This window comes from Pseudomonas mosselii, assembly GCF_005796105.1.
GTDB lineage: Bacteria > Pseudomonadota > Gammaproteobacteria > Pseudomonadales > Pseudomonadaceae > Aquipseudomonas > Aquipseudomonas mosselii_C.
On the sequence record NZ_VAUO01000005.1, the window covers coordinates 218,396 to 231,736 of the forward strand.

Here is a 13,341-nt window from a genome sequence, read left to right on the forward strand (position 1 = left end):
CGGGTCCCTCAGTCGGTGCCGGAGGCAGTGGGCTTGAGGGCTGTGTCAGTGCTGATATGCACCGTGGCGCCCGGGGTGAGCTTGAGCTGACCAGCGGTCACCACCTGGTCGCCCGGATGCAGGCCTTTGCTCACCACGACCCAGCCGTCACGCCGCTCGCCGGTCTGCACCGTACGCTGCTCGGCGATCAGCGGCGCTTCGGCGTTTTGCCCGGCGTCCTTGTTCGATGTGATCACGTACACCGAATTGCCGTAGAGGGTGTAGGTGATGGCATTTTCGGGCACCACCACCTGTGGGCTGGGGCCGGGCAGCAGCACTTGCAGGCTTGCGAACATGCCCGGCAGAAGCTTGCCATCAGGATTGGCCAGGGTCGCGCGTACCAGCAGGTTGCGGGTGCTTTCCTCGATTTTGGGGTTGATCGCGCTGATGTTGGCAGGGAAGGTCTGGCCCGGATAGGCCGCCACCTGTACCTGCACTTGCTGGCCCAAGGCAAGCTGCGGCAGGGCTTGCTCGGGCACGTTGAAGTCGACGTAGAGACTGGAAAGGTCTTGCAGGGTCGCAAGCACCGTACCGCTGGGCAGGTAGGCCCCGACGTCCACCTGGCGGATGCCGATGGTGCCGCTGAACGGCGCGTTGATGCGCTTTTTCGCAAGGGTCGCCTTGAGTTGACTGACCACGGCCTGATTGCGCCGGTACTGTGCACTGAGGCGGTCGAATTCGCCGCGCGAGATGGCCGAGTCACCGACCAGCTGGCTGCCGCGCCCGAAGTCCACCTTGGCCAGGCCCAGGTCGGCCTCGGCGGTCGCCAGTTGTGCGGTTTCCTGGTCGTTGTCCAGTTGCAGCAGCAACTGCCCGGCCTTGACTGGCTGCCCGGACTCGAAATAGAGCGCCTTGACGGTGCCGGCCACTTCCAGGCTCAGCTCCACGCCCTGGTAGGCCTTGAGGCTGCCGACCGTTGGCAGGCGTTCCTGCCACTGGCGCAGCTCGGCGTGGGCCGCGGCGACGCTGACCGGCGGCTTGGGCTGCGAGAACATCTGTACCTGCCGGTAGATGGAGAGGCCTTTGATGCCTCCCAGAATCAGCACGATCAGCAGGACGACGGCCAACATGATCAGCATGCGGCGGCGCAACATGGTCCGGTTCCCTGGAGGCGAGGTGAGGGTGGGGTTGTACGCGCGCGAGCATCCTGCCCATGGGCGATGGGAGAAGTATTGTCGAGATTTGCGAAAAGGGGAGGGAAACCCGGCGTACGTATCGCGGGCTTACCCCGCGACACGGCCGCTACAGGTGCGTGAGCGATCAGGCCAGATGCAGGTGGTTATCCCAGAACCCGGAAGGCAAGTTCATCGGTTGCCCGATCAGTGCCGGCTTGCGGCAGTCATAGAAGCGGCAGCGCCCCTGGCCGGAGGTGACCACGAAGCCGTCTTTTACCGCACCTACACCTGCACAGTCAGGCATCGGCGCATCGAGCTTCACCGCGCCGCTGTCCAGGTCCCAGATGAACAACCGGTTGGCACGTGGCGCCGTCAGTGCGACCAGGCGCAGGTCGCTGTGGATGGCGACGCTGGCGGTGTACTGGGCCATCGACTGCAACTGGTATTCCGGCACCGGAAAGGCCTTGAACGGCTCGCCCGGACGCTTGATCGCCAGTAGCTCGGCGGTTTCCTCTGCGCCACCCATGAACTGCTGGCAGGCGGCAATCGTGCCATCCTCGCCTATGGCCAGGTGACGCACGCTGTTCATCTGCTGGGCCAGGGTTTCCTTGCTCAGCAATGTGCCGTCACGCTGCATCAGCACCAGGCTCGGCTGCATGGCGTCGAGGTTCATCTCGACCCGGCTTTCGGCCTCGGTACGGATGCCGCCGTTGGCCACCACCAGTGTTTCGCCGTCGGGTAGCCAGGCAACTTCGTGGGGGCCAATGCCGTGGGTCGGGATTTCGCCGGTGTGCACCAGGCGCTCACCGTCGAAACGGTATACGCCCAGCACCCCGCGCCCGGGGTCGGTGGTATCGTTCTCGGTGGCGTACAGCCACTCGCCGCCCTTGTGGATCACGGCATGGCCGTAGAAGTGCCGATCAGGCTGCGAGACAAGGGTCTGCAACAAGCGCCCGTCGCGCAGGTCGATCAGGTAGCTTTCGGTGCCTGGCCGGCGTGCCACGAACAGGGCGATGGGCCGCTCAGGATGGTTGATGATCGCGTGGCAACGCTGCGCCACCTCGGTGCTGAACACCTCGGTGCCGTCCAGGCGAAACCCGACGGCATAGTGTTTGCCGTTGCCATCATCGCGCGCCGAGAGCAGCAGAGGTTGGCTGCCTTTGCTGCGAAACAGGCTCCAGCCGCCTAGGGTCAGGGCGCTGAGCAATACGCTACCGAGTTTGAGGGCCTGGCGTCGCAGCATGATCAGTCACCGTCGTTGGCATTGAAGCCCAGCTGGATGTTCAACGCTTTGGCCAACTCGCCTTCGTGCAGGCGGTGGAGGACGTTGAGGCTGTCGTAGATCTGGTTGAGTTTCTGCTGGCCGGCTGGGTCGGCCAACAGCTCGCCCAGGCTCTGCTGGTTGTCGGCCAGCAGCTTGAGCGAGGTCGCGTAGGCGTCGTCGATCTTCTGCGCCAGGGCGGCCTGGTCTTTGCCCAGCAGGGCGCGCAGGCCCTGGTTGTCGACGCCCTGCCACACGGTTTCGGCGGCCTTGAGCGAGGCCTCCAGGCTCTTGAGCGAGGAATGGCTGCGCCAGGCTTCGGCCTGCAGCGGTTGCGCGATGCCTTTGCTTTGGCGGCCCATCGGTGCGCCGAGCTTCTTCTTCAGGGTGTCCAGGGCGGTGACCTGGGCACGCAGCAGGTCGGCGATCGCCTCGTGGGAGTCGGCGTAGCGCTGGTTGGGGAACTTGGTCATCTGCGAGAGCATGCCGTCGGTGCTGTTCCAGCTCTTGAGGATTTCCTCGGCCAGGGCTTGCTGATGCTCGGCGATGGCTACCAGCAGCGGGCAGTAGCGGGCTTTTTGTTCGGCCGTGGCGACGTCAGGCTTGCTGTCGAAGAGGATGTATTCGTAGGCGGACAGGCCACGCACCACGACGCTGGCCTTGCCCAGCGAGTCCTTGTCCACCGGTTTGTCGCCGTTGAGCAGTTGCTCGACCTGACGCCCGACCAGGTTCTTCTTGTCAGGCCAGAACTGTACCTGCCAGGCGCGGTTGCCTTCGGCCAGCGGGCCGACCAGCAGCGGTTGCAGTTCTGCCCAGGCTTTCTGCGCGTTGAGGAAGTCGGCGCGGGCGGTGTCCAGCGAGGTCTTGCCTTCGCAGTAGGCCAATGCACTGGCGGCCAGGTTGCGGTCGGCTTCGACCCAGCGGCTGTAAGTGGGCAGGATCACTTGCTTGGCGATCGCCGCAGAGGTTACCGCTTGCGGGTCTTGCGGCGAGCAGGCGCCGAGGGCGAGGGCGGCAAGGCTGGTGAACAACAGTTTGGGTCGGAACATGCCCGGCTCCTTGTGCGGTTTAAAGGGAGTTCAGGAACGCCAGCAGCGCGTCGCGCTGCTCGGCGTTGAAGGTCAGTACCTGGTCGCGCGCCGCTTGAGCTTCGCCGCCGTGCCAAAGCACGGCTTCGAGCAGGTTGCGGGCACGGCCGTCATGCAGGAAACGGCTGTGGCCGCTGACGGTCTCGCTCAAGCCAATGCCCCACAGCGGCGGGGTGCGCCAGTCCTGGCCATTGGCGGCGAACTCGGTGCGTTCATCGCTCAGGCCCGGCCCCATGTCGTGCAGCAACAGGTCGCTGTAGGGGCGGATCACCTGGCCGGCCAGTTCTGGCTCGGCGGCGTCCTTGGCGGTGGTGAACTGGGGGGTGTGGCAGGCCTGGCAGCCAGCCTGGAAGAACAGGTTCTTGCCGGCCAGGACCTGCGGGGCGTCGACGTCGCGGCGGGCCGGGACCGCCAGGTTGCGGGTGTAAAAGGTGATCAGGCGCAGGATGTTGTCGCTGACTTCCTTTTCGCCATCCACGCCGTCGCCGTTGGGCGCTGCCAGGCAATCGACTTGTGCCGGGGTGCAGTCGTCCTTCGGTTGCAACGTGCTGGTCAGGCCCATGTCGCCGGCGAAGGCGTGTACGTTCTGCTGGTTGACGTTGGGCTGGCCGGCTTTCCAGCCGAAGCGGCCGATCACGGTCTTGCCTTGGGCGTCGTCCCAGACACGGTTGGCGCGGCCACGGATACCGTCACGGTTGCGGTCGTCCGGGTCTTCGTGGGCCAGCAGGTCGGCCTCGGGGATGGCTTCGAGCAGGCCCAGGCCGATCATCGGCGGGGCGACCCGGGCCGAGAAGCGGGTGTCCGGGTGCATCGGGCCATAGCCTAATTGGGTGATGTGCAGCGTCGGGCGTTGCAGTTCGACCTGATGACCGTCTTTGAAGGTTACGGTGTGGCTGTCATAGCGCACGCGGACCTTGCCTTCTGGCGCAACGCCAGGGATCGCCATGTCCTGTAACTGGGTGCCGTAGGTCGGTTCCGGGACCACGCCGAGGCGCTCGATCTCACCGGCGAGATAGGGTTGATCGGGGATCGACAGGCGCACCAGCATGGACACCGCGTTGCTGTCGTCTGGCGCGGGCGGGTGGCCGCGTCCGTCGCGCACGTGGCAGTTCTGGCAGGCGTTGGTGTTGAACAGCGGGCCGAGGCCGTCGCGGGCCGTGGTGGTGCTCGGGGCGATTACCCAGGGGCTGCGAAAGAAGCTGTTGCCCACCGAAAAATCCAGGCGTCGTTCGGGCGAAAGGTTGGCCGAGGGCAGCGAATAAGCACCACGGTCGTTGCGTTGCACCGTTGTGTTGCCTCCCGAGAGGGCTTCACCGGGCTCGGCCTGGGTGAAGCGCGGTGCGTCGTCGCAGGCGGTGAGGGTGAGGGCCAGTAGCAGGGGGCTTAGGCGGAGCAAGGACATCGATAATCCTGGACGTAGGCGAAAAACCGGCGTGCAAGCTTAGCAGGCCGGGGAGGGGAAAACAGCTGCAAGCTTCAAGCTGCAAGCCTCAAGAAAACCCGCGCCAGTCGCAGCTCTAGCTTCTAGCTTGCAGCTAAAAAAACAGGCGGCCATGGCCGCCTGTTTTCTGCCGCAACGATCAGAACTCGTGATCGGCGGTGTCCGGGTTCAGGTTGTCGATCCCCAGCTTGCCAGCGGCTTGCTCGATTGCACCGGTCTGCTTGACCAGCGATGCGATGGCGTCGCGCACGATCTGGTTGCCGGCCGCGTTGTCGGCGGCGATCAGTTGGTCGTAGTGCTCACCCTTGAGGGCGTGATCGACCATGACCTGAATCTTGGCTTCGGTGGCTTCGAGGTCGGCCTTGAGCGTAGCGTCGGTTGCAGGATCGGCCTTGGCCACCAGCGAAGACAGGCTCGGGCCGGTCATCTTGGTGCCGTCGACACGGGTGTACTCGCCCAGGTAGACGTTGCGGATGCCCTTGGCATCGTAGAAGTGCGAGTAGTGGGTGTTGTCGCTGAAGCAGTCCTGTTCGTCTTCAGGCGAGTTGGCTTCCAGCGAAACCTTCATGCGCTCGCCAGCCAGTTCGCCCAGCGACAGGCTGCCCATGCCGAACAGCATTTTGCGCAGGCCGTCGTTGACCGGCTCGTTCTCAAGCGTTGCGCGATAGTTGTCGGCGACGTTCGGCGCCCAGTTGCCGACCATCTCTTCGAGGTCCTTGACCAGCAGCTCGGTAACCGCCTTGAGGTAGGCGCGGCGACGGTCGTTATGACCGCCAGTGGCACCTTTGCCTTCCAGGTAGTCGGAGACCGGACGCGCGCCTGCGCCTGGGCCAGTGCCGTTGAGGTCCTGGCCCCAGAGCAGGAATTCGATGGCGTGGTAGCCGGTGGCGACGTTGGCTTCGGAACCGCCCAGCTCGTTCAAGCTGGCCAGTTTCTCAGGGGTGATGTCCTTGACGTCGACTTTTTCTTCGCCCACCTGGATCTCGGTATTGGCGATGATGTTGGCGCTGGCGGCGGGGTTGCCCAAGGCGTGTTCGTAGCTCTGGTCGACGTAGTCGATCAGGCCTTCGTCCAGTGGCCAGGCGTTCACTTGGCCTTCCCAGTCGTCGATGATGGTGTTACCGAAGCGGAATGCCTCGCTTTGCAGGTACGGAACGCGGGCTGCGGCCCAGGCTTGCTTGGCGGCCGCGAGGGTCTGCTCGTTCGGCGTGGCGAGGAATGCATCGACCGCAGTCTGCAACTGCTTGGCGGTGCTCAACGCATCGCTGTACACGGCGTAGACCATCTCGGCGTAATGCTTGACCACGGCCTTGCCGGCCGCTTCGTCGACAGCGCCGGGCGCGGCGGCCGTGGTGCTGGCGGCAGCAGGGGCCTGGGCTTGAGGTGCGCTCGCCTTGTCGTCCTTCTCGCCGCAACCGGCAAGGGCAATGGCAATGGCCAGCAGACTGGCGGAGGCCAGAGGCATTCGAATCATTGTGGATTTCCTGCGTCGTGTTGGTTGGACCAATGGTTGAGCCGTGCGCCGTGGCACGCGAAAACGACACATCATGCGAAAGATTTGCATTTGCTGTAAAGGGGTAGGGCGTGCATTTCATGCAAACGCCCGTTCCTGATGCGGGGGATGGGCTGGCCGCCGTTACAACGCCGAGACCTGATTGCGTTGCGCTTGCTTGAGGAACGCGGTCAGCTCGCGTGCCGGCAGCGGTTTGCTGTAGTGGTAGCCCTGACCTTCGTGGCAGCCCTGGGCGATGATGTAGCTTTCCTGCTCGCTGGTCTCGACACCTTCGGCGATTACCTGCATTCCGAGGCTCTTGCCCAGCTGGATGATGGCACGCACGATGGTGGCATCGTCGTCATCGTCGAGCAGGTCCTGGACAAAGCTTTTGTCGATCTTGATCTTGTCCAGCGGCAGCGATTTCAGGTAGCTCAGCGAGGAGTAGCCGGTGCCGAAGTCGTCGATGGCGATCAATGCCCCTGAGCGGCGTAGGCTCAGCAAGTGCTGGGCTGCGGTGCTGATGTCTTCCATCAGGCCGGTCTCGGTCACTTCCAGTTCCAGGCTGCGCGGCGGCAGGCGGTAAGCTTGCAGCAGGTTGTTGACCACACGTGGCAACTCGCTGTGGTGCAGTTGCACGGTGGACAGGTTGACTGCCATGCGCAGCTCGCTGAAACCTTGGTCGTGCCATTCGCGCAGTTGGCGACAGGCCTGGTCCAGGACCCATTCGCCGATGCTGATGATGTTGCCATTCTGCTCGGCCAGGGGGATGAACTGGTCCGGTGGAACCATGCCCAGCTCCGGGTGCTGCCAACGCAGCAGAGCCTCGACGCCCACTACGCGGTGGTCGCGGTAGCTGATCTGCGGTTGGTACACCAGATACAGCTGGTTGCGCGGCAGCGCCTCGCGCAGATCCTTTTCCAGCTCCCGGCGACGACGCATCTCGCTGTCGACGCTGGCGATATAGAACTGGTAGCGATTGCGCGAGCGCGCCTTGGCCAGGGTCATGGTCTGCTCGGCCTTTTGCAGCAGCTTCTCGGTGCTGTCACCGTCCTCGGGGAACAGGGTGATGCCGATGGTGGCGCGTAGGCGGATCTGCTGATGGTCGAGGTCGAAGGGTGCTTCGAGGTCGTCGAGGATGCTCTGGGCAAGCTCGGCGGCCTCGTAAGGTTGCTCGATATTGGCTTGTACCAGTGCGAACTGATCACCGCCCAGACGTGCCAGGACACCCAGGCGCCCACTGTGGGCGCGCAGGCGGTCGGCCAGGGCCAGTAGCAGTTGGTCGCCGACTTGATAGCTGAACTGCTCGTTCACGCCCTTGAAGTCGTCCAGCCCGACGCACAGTACCGCTACGCGATGTTGCAGTCGGCCACCGTCGACCAGGATCTTGTCCAGTTGTTGCTGCAGCTGCTGACGGTTGGGCAAGCCGGTGAGGAAGTCGTACTGGGCCATGCGTTGCAGGCTGTTCTCGGCCTCGTGACGCAGGTGCGTGTTGCGCTCGATCGAGGCCAGCAACTGGTTGGCAGTGTTGACCCACAGCCCCAGCTCATTGCGCTCGTGCCCCTTGAGCTGCGGGATCTGGTGTTGGCTGGGGCGGTCGGGGTTGATCTGGGTGAGGTGCTCGATGATCTTCGACAGCGGTTTGGTCAGCAGCCAGTGGTACACCAGGTACAGCACCAGGCCCATGGCCAGGGCGCGCAACACGCCGGAAATGAAGATGATCACTGCATTGATCAGGAAGCCTTCGCCGTAGCTGGAGGTGTCCAGTGTGATGCTGAGGTCGCCGTAGTACTCGCTATATGGACCGCGGCCAACCAGCTGTGTGGTGTAGGTGCGTTCCTGGCCGAGAATCGGATCGGTCAGCCAGCGCATGGACATGTCCTGCAGCGGCCTGGATTTTTCCGCCAGCATGGTTTCGTTGGGGTGGCCAATGGAGGCCATGCGCACCGATTCGTCCTGGAACAGGCCTTCCATCACCTGCATGCCCATTTCCCGGTCGAGGCTATACACCGCCTGGGTGGAAGGGTCGCGGAACATGTCGAGGATGCGCTGGGCATCGTTGTTGATGGCCTGGCGGGTCTTGTAGACGTCGTAGACAATCTGCGCGCAGCTGAGCACTACGCCCACAGCCAGCGCCGAGAGCAGCACTACCCTGAGCAACTTCACCGACAAGCTGTTGCGAAATTCCAGCTTCAATGGGGTTTCCTTAATCCATGCGCATGCCACTATTTTGCCATCAACTTTGACAACAGAATATCCACCGATTGCCGTGGTGGGCAACTCGCTTGTCGACGACGTTGCCCTTGGCTCTATATCGGTTGGACGAGCATGCGACTTGAGTGCGTTGCGTCAGCTTTCCAAGCAATTGATGTTAGCGCGCTGTGCGTCCTGAGCAAGCACCGGATGACCGATCTGTGGCGAAAAAAAACCCGGCCGAGGCCGGGTTCTTTGCAAGGCGCGAAAATCAGGCCTTGAAGGTCTTGCCTTCGAACTGCTCGGCGACGAAGGCCCAGTTGACCAGGTTCCAGAACGCCTCGACGTACTTCGGACGCAGGTTGCGGTAGTCGATGTAGTAGGCGTGTTCCCAGACGTCGCAGGTCAGCAGCGGGGTGTCGCCGCTGGTCAGCGGGCAGCCGGCGCCAATGGTGCTGGCCAGTGCCAGGGAGCCGTCGGCTTTCTTGACCAGCCAGCCCCAGCCGGAGCCGAAGGTGCCGACCGAAGTCTTGGTGAACTCTTCCTTGAACTTGTCGAAGGAACCGAAGGCGGCGTTGATGGCATCAGCCAGGGCGCCGGTCGGTTGGCCACCAGCGTTCGGTGCCAGGCAGTTCCAGTAGAAGGTGTGGTTCCAGACTTGAGCGGCGTTGTTGAAGATGCCACCCGAAGAGGTCTTGACGATCTCTTCCAGGGTCTTGCCTTCGAATTCGGTGCCTGGGACCAGGTTGTTCAGGTTCACGACGTAGGTGTTGTGGTGCTTGTCGTGGTGGAACTCCAGGGTTTCCTTGGAGATGTGCGGCTGCAGGGCATCGTGGGCATACGGCAGCGGCGGCAATTCAAAAGCCATGGTGGATCTCCTGATTCAGGTCTGTTTGCGGTGTACGCCAGGCCTCACGGGTGGCCTGTATGAAAGCGTCGACGAGTTTGTACTCTTTGCGACGCAAGGGCCCGATCATAGCACCGGGTCTGCCGCATAACCACGCAACAACTATAGGGAATAGTCGCAAGCGGCGAGCTGCAAGCGGCAAGTTTGAAGCGTGTCCGCTGCCCCCGCCTTTGCTTGCAGCTTGAAGCTCGCCACTTGCCGCTCAAGAAAAGATCAACTGCGCTGCCACCGCGAACATCATCACCGCCACCATCAGGTCGAGCATCCGCCAGGTCGCTGGCCGCGCCAGCCACGGCGCCAACCACGCCGCGCCCAGTGCCAGGGTCGAGAACCACAACAACGATGCACTCGCCGCACCGGCCACGTAGGCGCCAGGCGCAGCCTGCTGAGCGCCGAGCGAGCCGATCAGCAGCACGGTGTCCAGGTACACGTGGGGATTGAGCAGGGTCACCGCCAGGGCGCTCAGCAGTACTGCGCGGCGCGAGCGCGCGCCCTGGTCTTGTTGGTGTTGCAGGCTCTGTTTGGAGCAGGCACTGCGTAGCGCCTTGGCCCCGTACCAGATCAGGAACACCGCACCGCCCCAGCGAGCGATCGCCAGCAACATTGGGTTGTGCGCCAGCACCGTGGCCAGGCCGAACACCCCAGCGGCGACCAGGATGGCGTCGCAGACAATGCACAGCGCAGCCACCGGCAGGTGATGCTCGCGGCGCAGGCTCTGCGCCAGGACGAAGGCGTTCTGCGCACCGATGGCCATGATCAGGCCAAAGGCGACCAGCATGCCGTTCAAATAGCTTTGCCACATGGCCGATACTCCCGAAAAGATGCTGGCCAGTGTGGGGCGTCGCGCTGTATAAGAAAAACAAATAAAGCTGATCAGGCATTAGTTAAATCGATGTTCGACTATAAATTGCTCGCTGCCTTGGCTGCGGTGGTCGAGCAGGGTGGCTTCGAGCGCGCAGCTCAGGTACTGGGGCTGTCGCAGTCGGCGATCTCGCAGCGCATCAAACTGCTCGAAGCGCGGGTCGGCCAGCCCGTGCTGGTGCGTGCCACGCCGCCAAGTCCCACCGATGTGGGCCGTCAGTTGCTCAACCACGTGCAGCAGGTGCGCCTGCTGGAGCGTGACTTGCAACGCCAGGTGCCCGCTTTGGACGAACAAGGCATTCCCGAACGCTTGCGCATCGCCTTGAACGCCGACAGCCTGGCGACCTGGTGGGCCGGCGCGGTCGGCGCATTCTGCGCCGAGCACCGACTGCTGACCGACCTGGTGGTCGAAGACCAGGAGGTCGGCCTCAAGCGTATGCGTGCCGGTGAAGTAGCGGCGTGCCTGTGCGGCAGCGAGCGGCCGGTAGCCGGCGCGCGCAGCCTGGCGCTGGGGGCCATGCGCTACCGGGCCCTCGCCAGCCCTGCATTCATGGCGCGGCATTTTCCCCAGGGTTTCGAGGCGGCGCGGTTGGCCCGTACTCCCGGGATCGTCTACGGCCCGGACGACTTCCTGCAGCATCGCTACCTGGCTTCGTTGGGCATCGAGGACGGTTTCCTGCACCACCTGTGCCCCTCGTCAGAGGGCTTCCTGCGTATGACCGAGGCCGGGTTGGGCTGGGGCCTGGTGCCTGAATTGCAGGCCCGTGAGCAGATCGCCAGCGGTCAGTTGGTGGAAATCTGCACCGATACCCCCATCGATGTACCGCTGTACTGGCATCATTGGCGCAATGGCGGGCAACTGCTTGCCCAACTGACCGATCACCTGCGCCACGCGGCGCGCGACTGGCTGGTGCCCTTGTAGGCGCGGGCAGCGTCAGTTGCATCTGAAATCTGGCAAGGCGGAGTGTCACATGCGAATTCTGGTCACCGGCGCGAGCGGCTTCATCGGCGGGCGCTTTGCGCGCTTTGCCCTGGAGCAGGGCCTCGAAGTACGGGTCAATGGTCGCCGGGCCGAGGGTGTGGAGCATCTGGTCAAGCGGGGTGCGCAGTTCATTCCGGGCGATTTGGGCGACGCGGAACTGGCGCGGCGTCTGTGCCAAGGCGTCGAGGCGGTGGTGCATTGTGCGGGCGCCGTAGGGACCTGGGGGCGCTACCAGGACTTTCATCACGGCAACGTGGTGCTGACCGAGAACGTGGTCGAAGGCTGCATCAAGGAGCATGTGCGCCGTCTGGTGCACCTGTCCTCGCCATCGGTCTACTTCAATGGCCGCTCGCGCCTGGACATTCGCGAAGAGCAACTGCCCCGGCGTTTTCACGATCACTACGCGCTGACCAAGCACCTGGCTGAGCAGAAGGTCTTTGGTGCCCAGGAGTTCGGCCTCGAAGTGCTGGCGCTGCGCCCGCGCTTCGTCACCGGAGCAGGCGATGCAAGCCTCTTCCCTCGCCTGATGCAAATGCAGCGCAAAGGCCGTGTGGCGATCATCGGCAACGGCCTGAACAAGGTCGATTTCACCAGTGTGCACAACCTCAATGATGCACTGTTCAATGCGTTGTTCGCCGATGACGCGGCGTTGGGCCAGGCCTACAACATCAGCAATGGCCATCCGCTGCCGTTGTGGGATGTGGTGAACTATGTGATGCGCCGCATGGACCTGCCCCAGGTGACCCGCTACCGCAGCTACGGCCTGGCCTATAGCCTGGCGGCGCTCAACGAGGCTGCCTGCCTGCTGTGGCCCGGACGTCCGCAGCCGACCCTGAGCCGTACGGCGATGCAGGTGATGAGTCGCGATTTCACCCTCGACATCAGTCGTGCCCGCCAGTATCTGGATTACCGTCCACGTGTGCAGGTGTGGAGTGCGCTGGATGAATTTTGCGCCTGGTGGCAGGCCCAACCGGGCAATCACTGAACTGCACGCGGCGCTGATGGTCACCAGTGCGCCGCTTCGACGGTTTATAATCATTCCTCTTTGCTATCACCGTGGTTGAATGCCCATGCGTAACGACGCTCACGACGATTTCGACGACGTGCCCCCCCTGCGCGCCGGTACCCCTGATGATGACGAGCTACTGCCCGCCCATGTGGCGCGTAGTCGGCAGAAGGTTGCACGGCCGCGCAGCAATGGCCCGTTGTGGGCCCTGCTGGGGGCTTCGTTCATAGCCCTTGGCGGGCTTGGCTGGTGGAGTTTCCAGCAGATCTCGCTGATGGAGCAGCAACTGGTGGCGACCCAGGAAAGCTTCGCGCGTATCAGCGAGGAAGCCGCCGGGCGCTTGCAGGCGATCAGCGGCAAGGTCGAGGCGAGCGAGTCGTCCAGCAATACCGGCAGCGAAGCGTTGAAGTTGCAGATTCGCCAGTTGCAGGCCAGCCTGGCCGAGCAGGGCAAGCAGCAACAGGGCGTCGCCGGTCAGGCGGGCGACCTGGGCAAGCGCCTGGAGCAGGTGCTGGCCGATACCCGCGCCCAGCAGCAGGCGGTCAATGCATTGCAGGTTCAGTTGCAGGCGCAATTGAAAGCGGTGAACAGTGAGTTGGCGGCGTTGAAGTCTGGCCAGCTCGACGGCGGTAAGCTTGAGGCTGAGCTCAAGAGCCTCAGCACGGAAGTCGCGGCGCTCAAGAAGAGCAACCCCAACGCGGCCATCGAGAGCCTGGAGCAGGATGTACTGGTGCTCAAGACTCAGATCGACAACCGCCCGGCGGCAGCCTCCGGGGGCGCTTCGGTGCAGGAGTTCGATGCCTTCCGTGGGCAGACCACGCGTAACATCAGCACCCTGCAAAGCCAGATCCAGAACCTGCAACAGCAGATCAACGCCCGGCCCTGAACTAGGCGCGGGCGTGGTTAAACCCACGTCCACCGGTCAACGCAAAACCTGTGGGAGCGGGTTCACTCGC

Annotated in this window: 11 protein-coding genes; 3 read left to right on the forward strand and 8 right to left on the reverse strand. The window is 63.6% G+C overall.

The features are described from left to right. Positions 1–8: 8 nt before the first annotated feature. The 8 genes from FEM01_RS13265 to FEM01_RS13300 all read right to left on the reverse strand — a co-directional run bounded on the left by FEM01_RS13265 (position 9) and on the right by FEM01_RS13300 (position 10,338). Positions 9–1,133, reverse strand: coding sequence for an efflux RND transporter periplasmic adaptor subunit (locus tag FEM01_RS13265; protein WP_138219938.1), 1,125 nt, complete (start codon positions 1,131–1,133; stop codon positions 9–11). 166 nt (positions 1,134–1,299) lie between these two features. Continuing rightward, positions 1,300–2,397 carry a DUF1513 domain-containing protein gene (locus tag FEM01_RS13270; protein ID WP_138219939.1) on the reverse strand — a complete coding sequence of 366 codons (1,098 nt, stop codon included), beginning with the start codon at positions 2,395–2,397 and terminating at the stop codon, positions 1,300–1,302. A gap of 2 nt (positions 2,398–2,399) precedes the next feature. Then, positions 2,400–3,464, reverse strand: coding sequence for an imelysin family protein (locus FEM01_RS13275; protein WP_138219940.1), 1,065 nt, complete (start codon positions 3,462–3,464; stop codon positions 2,400–2,402). Positions 3,465–3,483: 19 nt separating this feature from the next. After that, on the reverse strand, positions 3,484–4,905 hold the full coding sequence (locus FEM01_RS13280) for a di-heme oxidoredictase family protein (RefSeq protein WP_138219941.1): 1,422 nt from the start codon (positions 4,903–4,905) through the stop codon (positions 3,484–3,486). Positions 4,906–5,083: 178 nt separating this feature from the next. Continuing rightward, the gene (locus FEM01_RS13285) at positions 5,084–6,418 is read right to left on the reverse strand and encodes an imelysin family protein (protein ID WP_138219942.1); all 1,335 of its coding nucleotides are present in this window, start codon (positions 6,416–6,418) and stop codon (positions 5,084–5,086) included. A gap of 162 nt (positions 6,419–6,580) precedes the next feature. Beyond that, entirely contained in the window at positions 6,581–8,632 is a 2,052-nt protein-coding gene (locus FEM01_RS13290; RefSeq protein ID WP_138219943.1) for a putative bifunctional diguanylate cyclase/phosphodiesterase, read from the reverse strand. Positions 8,633–8,900: 268 nt separating this feature from the next. Next, a complete protein-coding gene (locus FEM01_RS13295; RefSeq protein WP_012274023.1) occupies positions 8,901–9,497 on the reverse strand; it encodes a superoxide dismutase in 597 nt (198 codons plus the stop codon). Positions 9,498–9,738: 241 nt separating this feature from the next. Beyond that, on the reverse strand, positions 9,739–10,338 hold the full coding sequence (locus tag FEM01_RS13300; protein WP_138219944.1) for a LysE/ArgO family amino acid transporter: 600 nt from the start codon (positions 10,336–10,338) through the stop codon (positions 9,739–9,741). Positions 10,339–10,428: 90 nt separating this feature from the next. Between FEM01_RS13300 and FEM01_RS13305 the strand changes: the two genes are divergently transcribed. The 3 genes from FEM01_RS13305 to FEM01_RS13315 all read left to right on the forward strand — a co-directional run bounded on the left by FEM01_RS13305 (position 10,429) and on the right by FEM01_RS13315 (position 13,271). After that, complete coding sequence (locus FEM01_RS13305; RefSeq protein WP_138219945.1) at positions 10,429–11,319, forward strand: LysR family transcriptional regulator ArgP; 891 nt, start codon at positions 10,429–10,431, stop codon at positions 11,317–11,319. A gap of 49 nt (positions 11,320–11,368) precedes the next feature. Beyond that, a complete protein-coding gene (locus FEM01_RS13310; RefSeq protein WP_138219946.1) occupies positions 11,369–12,364 on the forward strand; it encodes an NAD-dependent epimerase/dehydratase family protein in 996 nt (331 codons plus the stop codon). An 85-nt stretch (positions 12,365–12,449) separates the two neighbouring features. Continuing rightward, the gene (locus tag FEM01_RS13315; RefSeq protein ID WP_138219947.1) at positions 12,450–13,271 is read left to right on the forward strand and encodes an ATPase; all 822 of its coding nucleotides are present in this window, start codon (positions 12,450–12,452) and stop codon (positions 13,269–13,271) included. Positions 13,272–13,341 lie beyond the last annotated feature (70 nt).

Coding starts and splice junctions, on each gene's coding strand:
- FEM01_RS13280 (WP_138219941.1), bottom strand. CDS start 4,905: ATGTCCTTGCTCCGCCTAAGCCCCCTGCTACTGGCCCTCACCCTCACC.
- FEM01_RS13285 (WP_138219942.1), bottom strand. CDS start 6,418: ATGATTCGAATGCCTCTGGCCTCCGCCAGTCTGCTGGCCATTGCCATT.
- FEM01_RS13300 (WP_138219944.1), bottom strand. CDS start 10,338: ATGTGGCAAAGCTATTTGAACGGCATGCTGGTCGCCTTTGGCCTGATC.
- FEM01_RS13270 (WP_138219939.1), bottom strand. CDS start 2,397: ATGCTGCGACGCCAGGCCCTCAAACTCGGTAGCGTATTGCTCAGCGCC.
- FEM01_RS13295 (WP_012274023.1), bottom strand. CDS start 9,497: ATGGCTTTTGAATTGCCGCCGCTGCCGTATGCCCACGATGCCCTGCAG.
- FEM01_RS13310 (WP_138219946.1), top strand. CDS start 11,369: ATGCGAATTCTGGTCACCGGCGCGAGCGGCTTCATCGGCGGGCGCTTT.
- FEM01_RS13305 (WP_138219945.1), top strand. CDS start 10,429: ATGTTCGACTATAAATTGCTCGCTGCCTTGGCTGCGGTGGTCGAGCAG.
- FEM01_RS13275 (WP_138219940.1), bottom strand. CDS start 3,464: ATGTTCCGACCCAAACTGTTGTTCACCAGCCTTGCCGCCCTCGCCCTC.
- FEM01_RS13265 (WP_138219938.1), bottom strand. CDS start 1,133: ATGTTGCGCCGCCGCATGCTGATCATGTTGGCCGTCGTCCTGCTGATC.
- FEM01_RS13315 (WP_138219947.1), top strand. CDS start 12,450: ATGCGTAACGACGCTCACGACGATTTCGACGACGTGCCCCCCCTGCGC.